General features: G+C 73.5%; 11 protein-coding genes and 2 pseudogenes. 4 read left to right on the forward strand and 9 right to left on the reverse strand.

The annotated features are described in order from the left end of the window. Nucleotides 1-32 precede the first annotated feature (32 nt). The 5 genes from ACZ4YY_RS10955 to ACZ4YY_RS10975 form a co-directional block, all read right to left on the reverse strand. Complete coding sequence (locus ACZ4YY_RS10955) at nucleotides 33-1,253, reverse strand: ABC transporter substrate-binding protein (protein WP_468286826.1); 1,221 nt, start codon at nucleotides 1,251-1,253, stop codon at nucleotides 33-35. After that, complete coding sequence (locus ACZ4YY_RS10960; protein WP_468286829.1) at nucleotides 1,250-2,155, reverse strand: hypothetical protein; 906 nt, start codon at nucleotides 2,153-2,155, stop codon at nucleotides 1,250-1,252. Before ACZ4YY_RS10960 ends, ACZ4YY_RS10955 begins: the two co-directional genes overlap by 4 nt. Beyond that, nucleotides 2,152-3,630, reverse strand: coding sequence for a VWA domain-containing protein (locus tag ACZ4YY_RS10965; RefSeq protein ID WP_468286832.1), 1,479 nt, complete (start codon nucleotides 3,628-3,630; stop codon nucleotides 2,152-2,154). The genes ACZ4YY_RS10960 and ACZ4YY_RS10965 overlap by 4 nt, the downstream gene beginning before the upstream one ends. 106 nt (nucleotides 3,631-3,736) lie before the next feature. Further along, nucleotides 3,737-6,040, reverse strand: coding sequence for a tetratricopeptide repeat protein (locus tag ACZ4YY_RS10970; RefSeq protein ID WP_468286835.1), 2,304 nt, complete (start codon nucleotides 6,038-6,040; stop codon nucleotides 3,737-3,739). Beyond that, a complete protein-coding gene (locus ACZ4YY_RS10975; RefSeq protein ID WP_468286838.1) occupies nucleotides 6,037-7,749 on the reverse strand; it encodes a trypsin-like serine peptidase in 1,713 nt (570 codons plus the stop codon). The genes ACZ4YY_RS10970 and ACZ4YY_RS10975 overlap by 4 nt, the downstream gene beginning before the upstream one ends. A gap of 97 nt (nucleotides 7,750-7,846) precedes the next feature. Here ACZ4YY_RS10975 and ACZ4YY_RS10980 point away from each other — a divergent pair, with 97 nt between their 5' ends. Both ACZ4YY_RS10980 and ACZ4YY_RS10985 read left to right on the forward strand, forming a co-directional pair. After that, on the forward strand, nucleotides 7,847-8,122 hold the full coding sequence (locus tag ACZ4YY_RS10980) for a trypco2 family protein (RefSeq protein ID WP_468286841.1): 276 nt from the start codon (nucleotides 7,847-7,849) through the stop codon (nucleotides 8,120-8,122). Next, nucleotides 8,121-8,294: pseudogene (locus ACZ4YY_RS10985) on the forward strand (ABC transporter ATP-binding protein); the annotation flags it as partial. The gene ACZ4YY_RS10980 and the pseudogene ACZ4YY_RS10985, both read left to right, overlap by 2 nt. A gap of 45 nt (nucleotides 8,295-8,339) precedes the next feature. On the opposite strand, the gene ACZ4YY_RS10990 reads toward ACZ4YY_RS10985, so the two are convergent. Then, a complete protein-coding gene (locus tag ACZ4YY_RS10990) occupies nucleotides 8,340-9,263 on the reverse strand; it encodes a TioE family transcriptional regulator (protein WP_468286844.1) in 924 nt (307 codons plus the stop codon). A 58-nt stretch (nucleotides 9,264-9,321) separates the two neighbouring features. Here ACZ4YY_RS10990 and ACZ4YY_RS10995 point away from each other — a divergent pair, with 58 nt between their 5' ends. Together ACZ4YY_RS10995 and ACZ4YY_RS11000 are read left to right on the forward strand one after the other, a co-directional pair. Continuing rightward, a complete protein-coding gene (locus ACZ4YY_RS10995; protein WP_468286846.1) occupies nucleotides 9,322-10,524 on the forward strand; it encodes an erythromycin esterase family protein in 1,203 nt (400 codons plus the stop codon). Between the two features lie 134 nt (nucleotides 10,525-10,658). Further along, nucleotides 10,659-11,096 (forward strand): hypothetical protein, encoded by a 438-nt coding sequence (locus tag ACZ4YY_RS11000; protein WP_468286849.1) that lies wholly within the window; start codon nucleotides 10,659-10,661, stop codon nucleotides 11,094-11,096. Nucleotides 11,097-11,215: 119 nt separating this feature from the next. Here the strand turns inward: ACZ4YY_RS11000 and ACZ4YY_RS11005 are convergent. The 3 genes and pseudogenes from ACZ4YY_RS11005 to ACZ4YY_RS11015 all read right to left on the reverse strand — a co-directional run. Further along, nucleotides 11,216-11,383, reverse strand: a pseudogene (locus ACZ4YY_RS11005) (DUF2071 domain-containing protein); the annotation flags it as partial. 218 nt (nucleotides 11,384-11,601) lie between these two features. Continuing rightward, nucleotides 11,602-12,246, reverse strand: coding sequence for a four-helix bundle copper-binding protein (locus ACZ4YY_RS11010; protein ID WP_468286852.1), 645 nt, complete (start codon nucleotides 12,244-12,246; stop codon nucleotides 11,602-11,604). Nucleotides 12,247-13,009: 763 nt separating this feature from the next. Further along, nucleotides 13,010-15,595, reverse strand: coding sequence for a GmrSD restriction endonuclease domain-containing protein (locus tag ACZ4YY_RS11015; RefSeq protein ID WP_468286855.1), 2,586 nt, complete (start codon nucleotides 15,593-15,595; stop codon nucleotides 13,010-13,012). Nucleotides 15,596-16,017 lie beyond the last annotated feature (422 nt).

Consider the following 16,017-nt stretch of genomic DNA (forward strand, 5'->3'; position numbering starts at 1 on the left):
CCTCGGGCGCTCCCGCCGCGGCCGACGGACGGTCACCCGGTGCCGCACACCGGCGGGGCGGGCTGTCGGCGGTCGTTCAGCGCGTCGAGGGACCGGAGGTGGTCCTCCAGTGTGTCGGGTGCGACGAGGAAGTGCAGGACGGCCTGGTGGAAGGCGTCGCGCAGGGCGGGGGGCATGGTGTCCGAGGCGTCCCAGCAGAGGTTGCGCTGCGCGCCCCGCAGGATCGAGCCGATCCTCCGCTTGAGCGGGTCCCCCGCACTGTCCGGCGCGGCGGCCTTCCTGTGGGCCGTGAACTCCGGCAGCCCCGCGTCGGGGTCGGCGAGGAACCGGATCAGCTTCCTGGCCTCCTCGGTCGGGTTCAGCAGGGCGGCGAGGTCACCGGAGACCTCCCAGTGGCCGGCGTCCGCCCGCGCGCCCGGGATCACCCGGGCCGAGTGGACGAAGTCCCCCGCGAGGCGTTTCCAGTGGGCGTCGCGGAAGGACCCCTGGTGCTCCAGGCGTTGGCGCGGGCAGTCCTGGCCGAAGTCGTCCTCCAGCACCCGTTCGACGCGGCTCCTGTCGCCCGCGCCCACCAGGGCGCCGAAGGTCTGCCACGCCTTGCGCACCCGGGCGTCCGTCCACGGCAGGCCGCCGGTCGCCCACCGCTCGTACATCCCGGGGCCGGCCTGCTGGAGGAGGACGTCCTCCACCCAGTCGGTTCCCGGCCAGCCGGAGGTCGCGCCGGACGCCATGCCCAGGCACCAGCCGTCGGGGCGGCGGGCGAGAGCGGCGAGCCCGCCCGGCGACACGTCCCCCGCGTGCCACACCATGCTCTTCAGACCGGTCTTGACCGGCAGCCAGTACGTGCGCCGCACACCGTCCTCGCCCGCCACCTTCGGCATCCAGACGCGGTCGTAGTCACCCGCGTCGAACAGGCCGTCCAGCGGCGCCAGCCGGCCCTCGGCCGCGTAGGCCGTCAGCTCGCCCGGCCCGGGCAGCACCGCCACGTCGGGCTGGGTCCCGGCCGCCAGGTCGGCGGCCAGCACCTGGCTCAGGGCCGAGCTGCCCTGGTAGACGACGTCGATGCGGTGCTCCTCCTCGAACCGCCGCAGGGCCCGCTCGAACTGCTCCTTCTCGCCGCCGCTCCAGTTGGCGAGCACGGTGACCGATCCCGTCCAGCCCCGCGCCCAGCGCACCCCCGCGACCACCCCCGCCGCGAGCAGCACCAGACAGACGCAGACGATGCCGAGGGTCTGGCGGCGCGGCCGGCTCATCGCGGCACCCGGAACCGGTACTCGGAGATGCGCGGCCACAGCCCCGCCCACGTCAACACCATCAGCGCCACTCCTCCGACGAGGACCCATACGGACAACGACGCCCACAGTCCGGCGTCCGCCATGTACCGCTCCACGTCCGCGCCCGTCTCGGGGATCTCGGCCGCGGACCGGCTCTCGCGGAGCTCGGCGAGGGAGTCGCCCATCGCCGCGTGCGCCCGCACCGTGAACCAGCCGAGGACCGCCACCCCGCTCGCGCACAGGACGGTCGCCGCGAGCAGGGGCGGATGCACGGCCTCGCGGAAGCGGCGCCGCGCGAACCGCTGGGCCTCCACCAGCGCCGCGCACAGCGCGAGGCACAGCACCAGCACCGCGCCCCAGCCCAGCCACAGCGGCCAGGGGAAGGACGCCTGCTCCCGGGCGACGTCCAACTGCTCGTTCCGCAGGTCGTCGAGACGGTCGAGGATGTCGTCCCGGCCCTGGGCCGCGTAGTGCAGATAGGCCCGGCGCAGCGACGCGTCCGTCTCCTGGCCGGCCCGCTCCACCCAGGCCGAGTAGACGGTGATCAACCCGGTGACCGTCTGCAGGGTGTGACGGTCCGCGGGGCCCGTGACGTTCTCCGAGGCCGCGAGGGCGATGCTCTGGTGGGCGACCGAGATCTGCGTGTGGAACTCACCGGTCGCGCCCCCCGTGGGACCGCTCCCGTCGACGGCCCGGTGCGCCCGTTGCAGCGCGTTCTTCGCGGTGTCCACGGCCAGGATCCCCGGCGTGCTCGACGACGCCAGCGGCACGGTGTCGTCGTGCACCCCCCGGTAGGCGACGAACAGGACGAGGGTGGTGAGCGCCCCCAGGGCCAGCAGCAGCCGCAGCCGGCGGACCAGGTCGCGCCCGGTGGTGCTCACGGCCGCTCCCGCAGCTCGTGACGGCACTTCGGGCAGAAGCGGGCCGTCGCGGTCACCTTGATGTCACAGCGCGGGCACCGCACCGTGGCCGTCGGCGGCCCTCCGATCCCGCCGATGTCGGCGGAGCCCGACCGTGGGCCGTACTCGCTGTGGCTGCTGGCGGTGATCAGGTGCTCGAAGTCGACGGCCGCCACGCCGGGGCGCAGTCTGACCCGTCCCGCGTCGGCGTCGAGGATCTCCACGAGCTCCTCCAGCCGGCGCAGCGACTCGTCGGCGCCGAGGGCCCGGGCGAGCTGCACGGCCCTGCCCAGATGGTGCAGGGCCTGATCGTGCTCCCCCTTCCCGTGGGCGTCGGTGGCGGCCGCGACGGCCTCACCGAGCCGCTGGTGCTGCTCGAAGTGCTCCACCTGGACGTCGGTGCGCCGGGACAGGTCCATGTCGTCGGTCCAGTGCACGACGCACGGCACGGGCGGCGTCACGTCCACGCCGTCACCGCCGGGCACGTCGAGGGCCACCACCGCGAGCTGCAGGTCCTCCCCGCGGGGCCGCCCGGCGGGATCGGCGGACAGGCACAGCTGGAAGCGGCGCGTCTCGTCGCCCCACGCGCGCGTGACGAACCGCCGCGCCCCGTCCTCGCCGACGCCGACGGCGGGGAGCTCCACCTCGGTCGGGAAGACCTGCTTGAGGTACCGCACCTCCGCCCCTGCCGCGGGCGTCACCGAGATCACCAGCTCGGGAATGCTCTTCGCGAGCAGCCGGCGCATCAGCTGCTCGTACTCCCCCTCGAGCGCCGCCTCCTCCCGTACCGAGGAGGTCCGCCCGTGCAGCCGGCTGGTGATGCGCAGCAGCTCACGCCCGTCCCAGCCGTCGCCGATGCCCCAGGCGTCGCACACGAAGCGCCCGGCGCACGCGTCCAGGACGTCCGACAGCGGCATCAGCTCGTCGTGCTGGTTCCTGCCGTCGGTGAGCAGCAGCACGTGCCCGATCGGCGCGTCCGCGTCCGTCAGCAGCCGGCGCGACAGATCGAGCCAGCTGCCGATGCAGGTGCCGCCACCCGCGGCGAGACGGCGCACGGCACGCTCCGCCTCCGCGCGGCTGCGGGCGTCCGCCAGGGCCATGGTGTGCGTCCCCGGATAGACCAGCTCCGCCGACTGGGTGCCGCGCACCACCGCGAACGGCGTGCCGTCCGGCAGCATCCGCAGCGCCGCCACGGCCGCCTGGTGGGCGGCGCGCAGCTTCTCCTGCGGATACGCCATCGAACCGGAGCAGTCCACGGCCAGGACCTGCGCGAGCACCGGGCCGCCCGCCCCGCCGCCGTTCTCCGTGCCCTCGGCCTCGACGGTCAGGACGGCGTGCATCCGCGGATCACGCGCCTCCGCCGACAGGTACTTCCACTGGCTGATGCCGAGACCGACCGAGGGGCTCCCCGCCGCCCCGCCGCCCCCCGCATGCATGCCGTCCGCGTCCTCGTTCACGGTACTTCTCCGTCCACGGTGTCCGTGCTCCTCGTCCGCGGGCCCCCCGGCCCGCCCGTCGGCCCGTTCCCGTCCCGCCGGCGTCCCGCCCACGGGCTCCGCGTCTTCACGCCGTCCGCCGCAGGCCCCGCAGCAGTTCCCGCAGGCCGACCGCCCGGGGGAGCACCGCGTAGGACCGGTCGAGCAGGTCACCGCGCTCGGCGGCGCTGCCCGCCTGGTCGGCGAGCCTGCGCAGCGAGCGGGACAGCAGCTCGCTCAGTGCGCTCGGTGTGTCCGCCGGACCGAACCGCTCACCGGCGGGGAATCCCGCCCCCCACCCCTCCGGCGGACGGCAGGCTCGGACGTTCTCCCGGACCTCGGTGAGCAGCCGCTCCCAGGCCCCGCTGCCCACGAGGTGCTGCGCGGACTCCCCGAGCCGCGCCAGCCGCCGGTCGGCCTCGGCCAACTGGTCCGTCGTCGGCCCCGCTCCGGCCAGCCGGCCGGTGAGCACCCGGACGGCCGCGATGCGCGCGGCGTCGTAGTGCCGTGAGGTCGTCGGCACCTCGTCGAGGACCGCGACGGCCCGGGCCCGGTCCCCGCGGCGCAGATGGAGCCGGGCGAGCCCGAAGGCCGCGCTGCCCTGGGTCCGGTCCCGCCGCCACACCGCCTCGTAGTAGGCCTCGGTCCGGTGCTCCGCGGCACGCAGTCGCTCCGCGCAGTAGCCGAGCGCCAGCTTCGGCGCCGACTCCCCGGGCAACGCGGCGTAGGTCGCGGCGAACTCGTCCTCCGCCTGCTGCACCTGACCCTGTGCCAGCCGCACCAGGCCGCGGTGCCAGAAGAGCCGCCAGTCGTACGCGGGGCTGCGCTCGTCCGCCCGGTCGAGCCAGCGTTCGGCACGGTCCGGCTCCCCGGTGTCGAGGTAGGCGCGGCACAGCCACAACGCCGTCTCCACCGTGTCGAGCGCCGGGTCGCGAGCGGCGCGCTCCGCGATGCGCTCGGGGCTGCCCGACACGAGGCCGCCGAGCAGCACGGCGGCGGCGTCGTGGGCGTCGGGGACGGGGACGGGCAGGGCCCGCGCGGTGTCCCCGGGCTCCGGCGGACCGACGGGCAGTTCCGGCACCCCGGGGTCCGGCCGCCCCGTCCAGTGCTCCAGCGACGGCACGGTGCCGAGCGCCGCGCCGAACACCGCCGCCGTCGGCTCGAACCGGGTGGAGCGCTCCGGGTACGGCTCGTGTCCGCTGAGCGCCAGGTGCTCGCGCAGCACCTCCCACAGCTGGCGGCTCATCTCGGCCGCCGAGGTGAACCGGGCCGCCGCCTCCTCGTGGGTGGCGCGTCGGACCAGCGCGTCGAACGAGCGGGCGGCGAGTCCCGCGGCCGGCTCGGCGCGGGCGGCCAGGGTCTGCAGGGTCCGGCCGACCGTGAACAGGTCGGTGTCGACGTGGAAGCCGCGCGTGTCGCGTTCGTGCTTCGGCGGCGCGTAGCCCGAGGTGTAGACGAGGTTGGAGGAGCGGTCGTCGGTGCGCCGGATGGCGCCGAGGTCGATGACCTTGATGTCGCGCCCGTAGTGGATGACGTTGTCGGGCTTCATGTCGCAGTAGAGCAGCCCCTGGTCGTGCAGGTACTCCAGGGCGCCGAGGATCTTGCAGCCGTAGGTGATCACATGACCGATGCCGAAGGGGCCGCCGAACAGGTGCGTGAGTTCCTCGTCGGAGGCGCGCCGGATCCAGTCGAGCGAGCGCCCGCCGACGTACTCCATCACGATGTATCCGGTGGGTTCCGCCTCGCCGGGCTCCTGGTGCTGGACATGCGTGACGATGCGCACGATGTCCCGGTGGTGGAGCGTGGTGAGGGAGCGGCGCTCCTCGACGGCCGACCGCCGGGCGACCGCGTCACCGGTGTTGATCAGCCCCTTGAGGACGACGTACAGGCCCGGCACCCGGGTGTCCTCCGCCAGGTGGACCCAGCCGAGTCCGCCCGCCGCGAGGAAGCCGAGCACCCGGTAGTGCCCGCCGACCCGGTCGCCGGGGCGCAGTTTCGGCCTGAACGAGTACGGCCGGCCGCACCGGGGGCAGTAGCCCTCGTCGAGGGCGGGGCCTCCCACGTAGGCGACGCCGATGGTGCCGGTGCAGTTGTCGACGCCGCAGGGCCGGCCCCCGGTGGGCGGACTGGCGGCGGTGCTCGCGGCCTCCGCCGGGTCGGGGGAGGGGATGGGCGGGAGGACCAGCAGGCCGTCGCCGTCGAGCGCGTCTGCGGCCGGCGCGGTGGGCCGGCGCGAGGCCTCCTCGGGCTCGGCGGCGGGCCGCGCCGCCGGCGCCGGCCGGGCCGCCTCGGGGGGCCGGCGCTGGCAGGTGTCGCAGAAGCCGGTCACCATGATGCGGCCGCCGCAGGCGGATCTGGGGCACCGCGTCGGCGTCGATAAGACGGATGTCATGACGCGGAGGCACCCCCCTGCCCCTGTCTCTGGGTGGCCCGGCGGTCGACGTCACGCGTGTAGGCGTCCACGGCGGCCTCGGCGGCCTGCACGTCACACGGCCTGGCCTGCAGCAGTTCGTGTGCGCGGAGATGGAGGGCGTCCAAGGTCAGATCCTCTTCCTCGCCTCTGAGGGAGTCCAGGTGCAGTACGTGGTAGCTGCGCAGCCGGCCGTCCAGTTCGTCCCGCCGGTCGCGGAGTCTGTCGAGCGTGTCGATGCTCCTGGTCATCCGCGCGGCCACCCGTTCCGCGAGCCGTTCGTAGCGGGCCAGGTCCGGGCCGCCGGCGCCGGCGGTGCCCTCCGCGCGCCGGAGGGCCGCCAGTGCGGCGTGGGCTCTGACCAGGTCGGCGTCGGGGGAGCGGATGTCCTCGGCCCACACGGCCGCCCTGCGCGCCTGGAGCGTCCCGGCGAGCGGCCCGGTGATCCTCTTCAGCCGCTCCACGAGACGGGCCCGGCGTTCCCGCTCCGGCGCCACCACCAGGTCGTGACGGGCCCGGTGGTAGACCGCGTCCGCGGTGCGGAAGACCAGCAGCAGACGGTTTCCCCCGGCCCGCAGCGTCGTCAGCAGGTCCAGCAGCGCCGGCGGGTCGGCGGCCTGGTCGACGCCGACGACGACCAGGGTGAGGGTGACGTCCGCGGCCCCGAGCCGCTCGGCCACCGGGTCGGCCGGATGCCGCCACAGCCCCATGCGCTCGGCGATCCGCTCCCCGATCTCGGTGGAGGTGAGCCCCGCGGCGTCCACGGCCAGGTCGTGGCCGCCGGCCGACGGGACGGTGCCGGGCGAGTCCAGGGAGGCCCGGTCGACGGAGGCCGAGGTGCGCAGCTCCCGGTCGGCGAGGGTGATGGCCCGGCGCAGCGTCGCCGACCGCACCGCGTCGTCGACCGGGACGAGGCTGATCTTCACCTGCTGTCCGTCGTCCTGGAGCCAGTGGGCGAGGCGCTGCGCGAACGGCTCGTCGAGCAGGGACTGGGCCGCGTCCCGCCCCGTGGACCGGAGCCGGTCGTCGACCGCCGTCCTGCCCCGGGTCCACCGGGCGACCTGGGGGAGATGCCGGACGATGGTCTCGGCCGGGCTCATGAAGGAGAACAGGTTGCCGTGGCGGTCCTTGATCCCGCTCAGGAGCATCCCGATGACCTTGCCGCTCTGGGTGTCCACCACGCCCGAGCCGCTGCATCCCGGGCTGGCCAGCTCGCCGGCGCTCGTGGGGCTCAGCTGTACCTGCCCGTCGCGGCCGCAACCGCCGACGATGCTGGCCCGGAACCAGATGCCGCCGTTGTGTTCGTAGGGGAAGCCGTACATCTGCACCGCGCGGTTCGGGGCGGAGAGCCGGTGGAGCAGTGTCGTTTCGCCGGCGGGTCTGGGGTGTTCCAGGCGCAGCAGGGCCACATCGCCGCTGGGATCGCCGTCGGCGTCCCGCGTGTTCGGCACGTACGCGTCCCCGTCGACCCGCGCCGCCACCGAGGGCACCGCCCGTCCGGGCGCCGCTCCGACGAACTCCGCAGTGAAGTGCGCCTCTCGGTCCTTCACCACATGGGCGCAGGTGAGGACCCGGTCGGGGCTCAGCAGGATGCCGGCGCCCGCGATCTTCCCGTTCGCCCGCCGGATGCGCACCGCCCAGCAAGGCGTTTCCATGGACGAACCCTCATGGTTACCCCCGTCGGCCGCCATACCATGACTATACGAGTGCCGGGTCCTGTCGCATACTGGGGCGACATCAGATCAACGACCTTTCGGGGGGTGCGAGTTGACGGATGGTCCGGGGTTCGTGGGGCTGACCGACGTGATCCGCCAGATCCGGGACGAACTGGAGCAGGCCCAGCAGGAGGGGGAGGGCCGGGCCCTGGGCTTCAGCGTGGAGAAGGTCAGCCTGACGTTCACGGTGCAGGTCCACCGGAGCGGAACCGGCCGCGGCGGCCTGCGCATCGGCGTGGTGACGGCCGAACTCGGCAAGACGGTGGACCGTCAGACGACGCATCAGGTCCAGGTCGACCTGAAGCCGGAGGCGAGGACGGGCGAACGGTTCATGGTCGGCCGGGACTAGCATCGCGAAACTGCGCCGGGGCCGCACCAGCCTCGTGATCACCAGCAGCCCGGTCCTCCTGGACGCCGCCGACCGCGTCGTCGTCCTGGACGACGGTGTCGTCACGGCGCAGGACACGTATCGCAACCTGCTGGCCGCGGACGCGGACTACTGCCGGGCGGTGGCCCGGTGAACCGCCGTCCCGTCCCTCACTCCGCCGGCGGTCGCCGAGGCCGGTTCACCTGGGCGGGCCCGGTACCGGGCCCGCCCGGGCGGCGGACGGTTCGGCCTCAGCGGCGGCCGGGGCGGAACCGGCGGTGACGCGTGCCCGGCCCGGCGGGCGCCCGACGTCCCCTTCGCGCTCGCGCAGGTACGCCTCCAGCTCCGCGGCGCCGGTCAGCATCGCCCGCCCGCGCGCGGACAGCCGGCCGCGCCAGTCGCCCAGTGCCGCCTCCAGCGGCTCCAGGCCGCCCGCCGCCCGCACCCGGGCGATCTGCTCCAGCAGGTAGCCGCCCCGCCGGAGCTGGTGCGTCAGCCGGGCGTCCCGCACATCGGCCTCGTCGTAGACGCGGTATCCGGTCAGGGGGTCGCGGCGCGGGCGCACGAGCCCGGCGCGCTCCCACTTGCGCAGCGTCGCGGGCCGGAGGCCGAGCTTCCCGGCCAGCGGCCCGATGAACGTGCCGCCGGTCCCGGAGACCGCGGCCGGACCGGGCACCTCGGCAGGTCCGGACACGGGGGCCGACGCGGATGCGCCGGCCGAGCCCGACATCCCGGTCGGGCCTGTCCCGACGCCGGGCTCGGGCGCCGTGACCGGTCCGAGGTCGCGCAGGGCACGCTCGACGGCCTGGAGGGTCCGCCGGTCGTCGAGGAGCTGGGCGTGGCTCTCGTCGACGATGCGCAGCGCCTCGTCGACCGCGCCCTCGTTCACCGCTCGCATGATCGACGCCGCCGTCCGGTGGCCGTGGCCGGGCACCAGGGCGAGAAACGCGCGCAGGGCGCCCGCGTGCAGCGAGGTGTACGTGCGGTAACCGTGCGGCGTGCGACCGGCGGCCGGAAGGATGCCGGCCTCCTCGTAGTTCCTGATCGCCTGCGTGGACAGACCGTGCCCGCGTGTCAGATCGACCGGCCTGAGCCGCTCACCGCTTTGAAGGTTTCGCCCCATGCTCCCGCCGATACTCGTCCAAAGTTTCCACCGGAGGTTCAACGATAGCGTTGACGGCATGGCGATTGACATCAAGGACACCGCCCATGCCGTCGAGGCCGCCGCCGTGATGGGGCTGCTCCGGGGCCGGCCCCGACTGCTCGCCCTGGGCGAGCCCACCCACGGCGAGGACGCACTGCTCGACCTGCGCAACGAGCTCTTCCGGCAGCTCGTCGAGGAGGAGGGCTACCGGACGATCGCGATCGAGAGCGACTGCCTGAGCGGCCTGGTCGTCGACGACTATGTCACCTCGGGCACGGGCACCCTCGACGAGGTCGTGGAGCACGGGATCAGCCACGGCTGGGGGGCCTTCGCGGCCAACCGCGAGCTCGTGCGCTGGATGCGCGCCCACAACGACGGCCGGCCCCCGTCCGAACAGCTCCGCTTCGCCGGTTTCGACGGCCCGCTGGAGATCACCGGGGCCGCGAGCCCCCGGCAGGCCCTGACCGCACTCCACGACTACCTCTCGGCCTGGGTGGACGCGGACCTGCTCCCCTGTACCGCGGAGACGCTCGACCACCTGCTCGGTGCCGACGACCGGTGGACCGAGCCCGCCGCGATGCGGGACCCGGCCCGGTCCGTGGGGCGGTCGGCCGAGGCCGGCCGGTTGCGGCTGATCGCCGACGATCTGGTGGCGCTGCTCGACCAGCAGACGCCGCACCTGATCGCGTCGACCTCGTGGGACGACTGGGACCGGGCCCGCCTGTACGGGCGCACCGCCACCGGCCTGCTGCGCTACCACCACTGCATGGCCGACACCTCCCCGAGCCGGTTGACCCGGCTGGTGAGCGCGCGGGACGGGATGATGGCCCACAACCTCCTCGCCGTCGCCGCCCGGGGCCCGGCGCTCGTCCACGCCCACAACTCCCATCTCCAGCGGGGCAGGAGCACGATGCGGATGGGCGGTGCGCCGCTGGAGTGGTGGGGCGCCGGTGCGCTGGTGAGCACCCGCCTCGGGGAGGAGTACGCCTTCGTGGCCACGGCCCTCGGCACGATCCGGCACCAGGGAGTGGACACTCCGCCGCCGGACACCGTCGAAGGACTCCTGTACGCGCTGCCGGAGGACCGTTGCGTCGTCGACGCCCCGCGGCTGGCCGCCGCCCTCGGCGATCCGCGGCCCGCGCCCCGTGTGTCCCCCTGGTTCGGCTACGCCCCGCTCGACCCCGCCCACCTGGCGGACAGCGACGGCATCGTGTTCGTCAGGGACGTCCCGAAGCGCTGATGCCGCCGTGGGTGCTCCGGTCTCACCGGGCGGCGCGGGGCCGGAGTGCGGTCGCTCGTGGCGTCGCTGGACGACTGACCCCTCGCGCCTGCGCCGGGTCGTTCTCCGCACGCGGTGGAGCCGGAAGGAAAGACGTGATCACGGCCTCCCCACGGCCCGCCCCGCAGCCGCCCGCGCGCCGCACGCCGGCGTCCTGCGTGCGCACCGCCCGTCCGCAGGACGCCGCAGCGCTCGCCGACCTGTCCCGGCCCTTCGTGCGCTCGGGTGCGCTGCGGGAGCGTCCCGTCTCGCTCTACGCCGCCCAGGCGGCCGACTTCCTGGTGACCGACGCTCCCGACGGCACCCTGGAGGGCTGCCTGGGCCTGCGCGTGTACCCGGCCGCCCCGGACGGAAGCGCCCAGCCGGCGAGCGGCGCGCGCTGCCCCGGCGACTGTCCGGCGGGTCGCGGCGAAGACGACCGGTGCGTGCCGCTGCGCGGCGCGGGCCGCCTAATCCACATGGGCGGATTCCAATCACCGGCTCGACGGCGGCACGTCAGACGACCGTCGGCGTCGCTCCCGGTGCTGCGGTGATCCGTGTGCGCTGTCCGTGAGGGCAGTGGACGAGGCGATCGCCGAGTCCGAGGGCGTCGACCTCCCTGAGGAACGCGGCCAGCGGCGAACGCATCACGGTGTAGTCGCCGTAATGGACGTGTGAGACCCACCCAGGCAGCGCCTTCGTGCTCGTCCACGACCAGGCCCTCGGGAAGCAGCGCCTGCACCGCCTCCGGAGCGAAGGACCAGTGGACGAACGTCTGCGTCAGCCACCCGGCCCGCAACGCCGGCACCTGGACCCGCTGTTCCGCCCCGTACGCCACCACGAGCCGCGAGTCCCCCCGCGGGAGGCTCCGGAAACGTGCGGGGCGGTCACGCTGCTGCATGGGCGCCGCGCCGGTGTCCCGGTCCGGCGCCACCGCACCAGCACAGGCAGGGGGCCGGCGCCCGCGGAAGCCGACGGACCGGGGCCGCAGCCCGGAGCGGGGCCGCAATCCGGAGGACGGGCGCCCCACTCGTCCTGTGCGCCCCAACCGTTGCAGTACTAGGAGCCGCGCTTGCCGCTGATGGCCTTGATGAGTTCCTCCTTGCGCATGCTGTGCACCCCGCTGAGGCCCTTGCCGCTGGCCATCTCGCGCAGTTCGTCCACGTTCATCTCACGGAGCTCGTCCTCGGACACGTCGGCTCTCTCCGGCGTCTGCGCGCCGCTGTCCATCGACGCTCCGGCCGGCGTCGTCGCGCTGGGCGGTGACGTCGGGTAGCCCTCCGCCGCCCCGCTCGACTTCATCTGCTCGACCAGCTTCTCGAGGAGCTTCACCGTCTCGCGGCAGGCCCTCGCGGACAAGTCGAAATAGGGGATCTCCTTGAACTCCTCGGCGGCGTCCGCGCTCGCCCGAAGGACGGTCCGGGTCGCCTCGATGACGGCCATGGTCGTGGGCGCGTCGTAGCCCGTCTGCCGGGCGAGGATGCGGGCGGCGACCGTACACAGATCCGCGCAGTCGTTGTCGAGCCGTACGCACTTGATGGACATCACGATCTTTTCCGGATCCTGCTCGGCGGCTGCCGCGTCGGCGCAGGTGAGACAGACACCGGCGCACTCGTACAGCTTGTCGACCGCCTCGCCCAGGAGCCTGGGCGGCATTCCCGTCTCGGCGGGGTAGGCATCGAGCAGTTTCTCGACCAACGACATGGCAGTCTCCGTCTCGGCTGAAGGCCGGCCCCGTCCGGCGGCGTACAGGTCGTCCCCGCAGTCCACGCTCCCATCCGGGCGGGCCCCCGGCCACCGGAGCCGAGCCGCCTCACGGCTCTCTGCGCCGAGTCATACCAGCGCACGCCGACCGCGAACCGCAGGGCCGGAGCTCCGGCCCTCGCAGTGACACCCGCTCGTCCCGCGCAGCGGGCGCAGCGCGATCTTCGTCCTGTGCCCCTCATGCCGCTCCCGGGCGACCTTGATCTGACGGCCGAGGGCCCGGAACAGGTTGTTCCCCACCACGGCGCGGGGCGCGCACACCGCACGCCGTGCCGCTGAGCGCTGGCTCGCCGCGCAGCAGGGCGGTCGGAGCCCGCCGCCGACGACAGCTTGACGACGGCGTCCCTCCTCATCGCGGAGTTGACCGCCAACGCGGCCGCGCACGGGCGGGTGCGGGGCAGGGACGCACGCCTCACCCTCGCTCTGACGCCCACCACCCTGCGGATCGAGGTCACCGACGCGAGGGGTGAACGTCTGCCCACGTCGACCGCGGGCCGCCGATGCCGACGGCGAGTCCGGGCGGGGCCTGTTCCTCGTCGCAGCGCTCGCCGAGACCTGGGGATGCGAGCCCCGTCACCCGGGCGGCAAGACGGTGTGGGCGGAGTGCGCCCGACGGACCGCCCGGGCCGGGCGGCAGCCAGGGTGAGGCACTCTGCCGCCCGGTGCCCGTCCCACCGCGGCCCGGTCGTCGGCCGACGTGGCGTCAGGACGCGCTCCGGTCCTCCCAGCGGTCCCGGAACCACGTCAGCGTCTGGGCGAGCAACTCCCGGTTGGCGTCCTTCTCCAACAGGGACAACCGGATGTTGGGGCGCAGCTCCAGCTTGCCCTCCGGGATGTTGACGCCGTCCAACGCGTTGAGACGAGTGAGGAGTTCCGCGCGCAGGGCGCGGTTGGTGAACGGCTCCCGCGCGGCGAGGTACTGGAACACCACCTCCGCTGTGCCGCCGCGCCCGGTACCGGGGTAGAGCGTCATCGGCCAGATGCCGCGTCCGGGGCCGCCCGCCTCGCCGAGCATGAGGAACGCGCTGGTGGTGACGCGCCCCGCGCCGTGACCGATCCAACCGCCGAGTCCCTCCCAGTGGGCGAAGAGCGCACGGACCGCGTCGACCGTTTCCGGGGAGTCGTCCCTGGTGAGCTGGCGGAAGAACCGCTCGGCGCGCGTTTCGTCGCCCGGCGCCTCCACGCTGCCGTCCTGAGCGCTGTCCTCGCCGTCCGTCTCGTCATCGTCCGTGCCGGCGAGCAGCGCGGCGAGGTCGTCGGCGGTGAGCCGCTGGGCCGTGTCGGCTGCCCCGGAGGACGTGAAGCGGACGCCGTCGGCGGTCAGCCGGGCGCGGACGTCGTCACTTCCCGCATCCTGGGGCGCCGCCCATCGGAAGCCGTCGGAGACCCTGCCCTCGGAGGTGAGGACGCGGTACGCGTACGCCACGCCGGGGGTGTTGGCCAAGTGGTTGCCCACAGCCTGGGCGCCTGAGCCGAGGAACGCGGCGACGTCGCCGTACGAGGTCCAGGTGCCGTGGGGGAGCGCGGCGAGGACCTGGTGGGCGAGCTGCCAGTCGCGGCTGCGTTCCGCGCGGCCGACTCCGCGCAGGGGCGCCGGCCACAGGGCGATCGCGCGGTCGGCGAGTTCGTCGGCGCGCGCCAGGATCTCGCGCACCCCCCAGCGTTCGGTGGCGGCGATGCGCCGGTTCATCTCCAGGTGGCTGCCCCGCAGCAGATCCTGTTTGCGCTCGAAGGGGTGGTTGGAGAGCTCCGAGTTGACCGCGGTGAGCGTCAGGTTGCCGAGGGTGTGCTGGAACAGGGCGTGCAGTTCCTCAGCGGTCTCGTCGTCGGCCGCCTCTTCGCTCAGCGCGCGCAGCCACTCGTCGCCGGGCGACTGCGGCATGACGTGCTCGACGGTGAGCTGCGCGGTGGTGAAGTCGACCGGCTCAGGATGCCCGTAGCTCTCCTCCAGCCGTTGCAGTACCAGTTTGCGCTGCTGCGGACGGCCGTACTGGTAGAACGGCGCCTTCCGGATCTTGTCGCGCAGTTCGGTGTCGTCGGGCCAGAAGCGGTTCTCGGAGGAGAGGAGCCGGTGCAGCCCCTCGGTGACGGGCACGTCGCGCGGGAGCTGTCCGGGCACTGCCTGGAAGATCCGGTTGAGGTTGTTGGTCGGGACCCGGCAGATCATCCGGCGGACGAGGAAGCTCTCGATGTACGCCATGGCACGGGCGACTTCGGAGGAGTCCAGCTCCCCGCGCTCGCGCCGATCGAGCAGCAGCATCAAGGCGGGATAGGTGACGGCCGCCTGCCACGCGTCCAGGCGGCGCAGCGCGGCCCTGACGGTGAGGTCGGGTTCCTCCTCGGGGTGCAGCAGTCGGCGGAAGTGGACGCTGCGGCGGTGGAGTTCCCTGATGTACCCCTCGATCTCCGCCTCGCCCGTCCTCCCTTCTTCGAAATGCTTCTGCTGGGCCGCGTACAGGTCCTGGCGGCGGACCCGGTCGTCCCCGTCGAGTACGAGTTGCAGCCACATGAGCTGTTCCAGGTCGTCGTTGCTGAGACTGCCCTGCAGAGGCAGCCAGTGAGTCTCGTAGACGTGCTCGCCGCGCGTCGTCAGCCGCATGAAGAGGTAGTTGCGCAGCAGGTCGGCCTGGCTCAGCTTGAGACCGGTGTTGTTGAGCGACTCGAAGATGCGGTGCACGTTGTCGCCGCGTTCGGCGGTCACCGCCACCAGCGTGAGCCGGGAGATGATCGCCTGCTCGATGAGGAACACGTCCTGCGGAGCCACCGGATCGTCCGCCTCGACGAGCTTCTTGCGGAAGAAGGTGTAGGCGGTGGCGACACCGCTGCCGGGGGCGTGGTCGGTGAGGGAGCCGCGGATGTGGGCGGCGAACTGCGGCCGGTCCGCCTGAGTCGGCAGCAGGCGGAGGTGGTCGTTGCCACTGTTCCATTTGTTGATCAGGTATTGCTCGTCGATCCGCTGAGCCTCGTTCGGCGCCGTGTCCGCGACATGATCGCGGATGGCGGCCAGGGCCAGAGACAGCGTGGTCAGCCGCTGCTGACCGTCGACGACGAGCCAGCGGGGGAACATCGCATCGTTCTGCGGTGACGGCGCGAGCACGACGGAACCGAGGAAGTGTGTGCTGGCCTTCCCCTCCGCCGACTCGAGCAGTCGGGCTTGCTCCAGGATGTCGCTCCACAGCTGCTTGAGGTGCTTCTCGGTCCAGGAGTACGTCCGCTGGTAGAGCGGCACTTGGAACTGCTGGGCCCGGCCCTGAACGAGATCGGCGAACAACGTCTCCTTGGCCTGCATGATGGCCCCCCTCGATCCTCGGTCGTCCGCCACCGATTACACCAGGGCTGACCGACTCTCCGTACGGGAGAAGCCTCAGGATGTGTCGTTCCTCGTCCCGCTCGTTCCTCGTCCCGCTCCGGGCGCTCCAACTGATGTGCAGGACTTGCGGACCCGGGGTGGTCGCGGACTGGTTGGCCGCGTGGCTGACTTCGGCCGGGCCGGCGCAGTAAAGAAACTGGTCGCCTTCGCCGGGGGCGGCTGATGGCCACGATCTGGGGGACGTGGTGAGTCCCGCGGCCTCGGCTGCGGTGCGCAGGGGGTGTTTCCGTGGTCGGCGAAGGTGTGGCCGGGCTCGGCCGGATTGTCGCGCGGGCGGCGGCGATCACGCACCCGTCTGCGTCCCGCCGAACCGGGTGGCAGATGGCACCGAGTCCTGACAG

This window comes from Streptomyces sp. NPDC030143, from assembly GCF_055573695.1.

What these genes read in the sequence shown, in the direction of transcription:
- ACZ4YY_RS10955 (WP_468286826.1), bottom strand. Translation starts at nt 1,253, where the DNA reads ATGAGCCGGCCGCGCCGCCAGACCCTCGGCATCGTCTGCGTCTGTCTG.
- ACZ4YY_RS10970 (WP_468286835.1), bottom strand. Translation starts at nt 6,040, where the DNA reads ATGACATCCGTCTTATCGACGCCGACGCGGTGCCCCAGATCCGCCTGC.
- ACZ4YY_RS10975 (WP_468286838.1), bottom strand. Translation starts at nt 7,749, where the DNA reads ATGGCGGCCGACGGGGGTAACCATGAGGGTTCGTCCATGGAAACGCCT.
- ACZ4YY_RS10990 (WP_468286844.1), bottom strand. Translation starts at nt 9,263, where the DNA reads ATGGGGCGAAACCTTCAAAGCGGTGAGCGGCTCAGGCCGGTCGATCTG.
- ACZ4YY_RS10995 (WP_468286846.1), top strand. Translation starts at nt 9,322, where the DNA reads ATGGCGATTGACATCAAGGACACCGCCCATGCCGTCGAGGCCGCCGCC.
- ACZ4YY_RS11010 (WP_468286852.1), bottom strand. Translation starts at nt 12,246, where the DNA reads ATGTCGTTGGTCGAGAAACTGCTCGATGCCTACCCCGCCGAGACGGGA.
- ACZ4YY_RS11015 (WP_468286855.1), bottom strand. Translation starts at nt 15,595, where the DNA reads ATGCAGGCCAAGGAGACGTTGTTCGCCGATCTCGTTCAGGGCCGGGCC.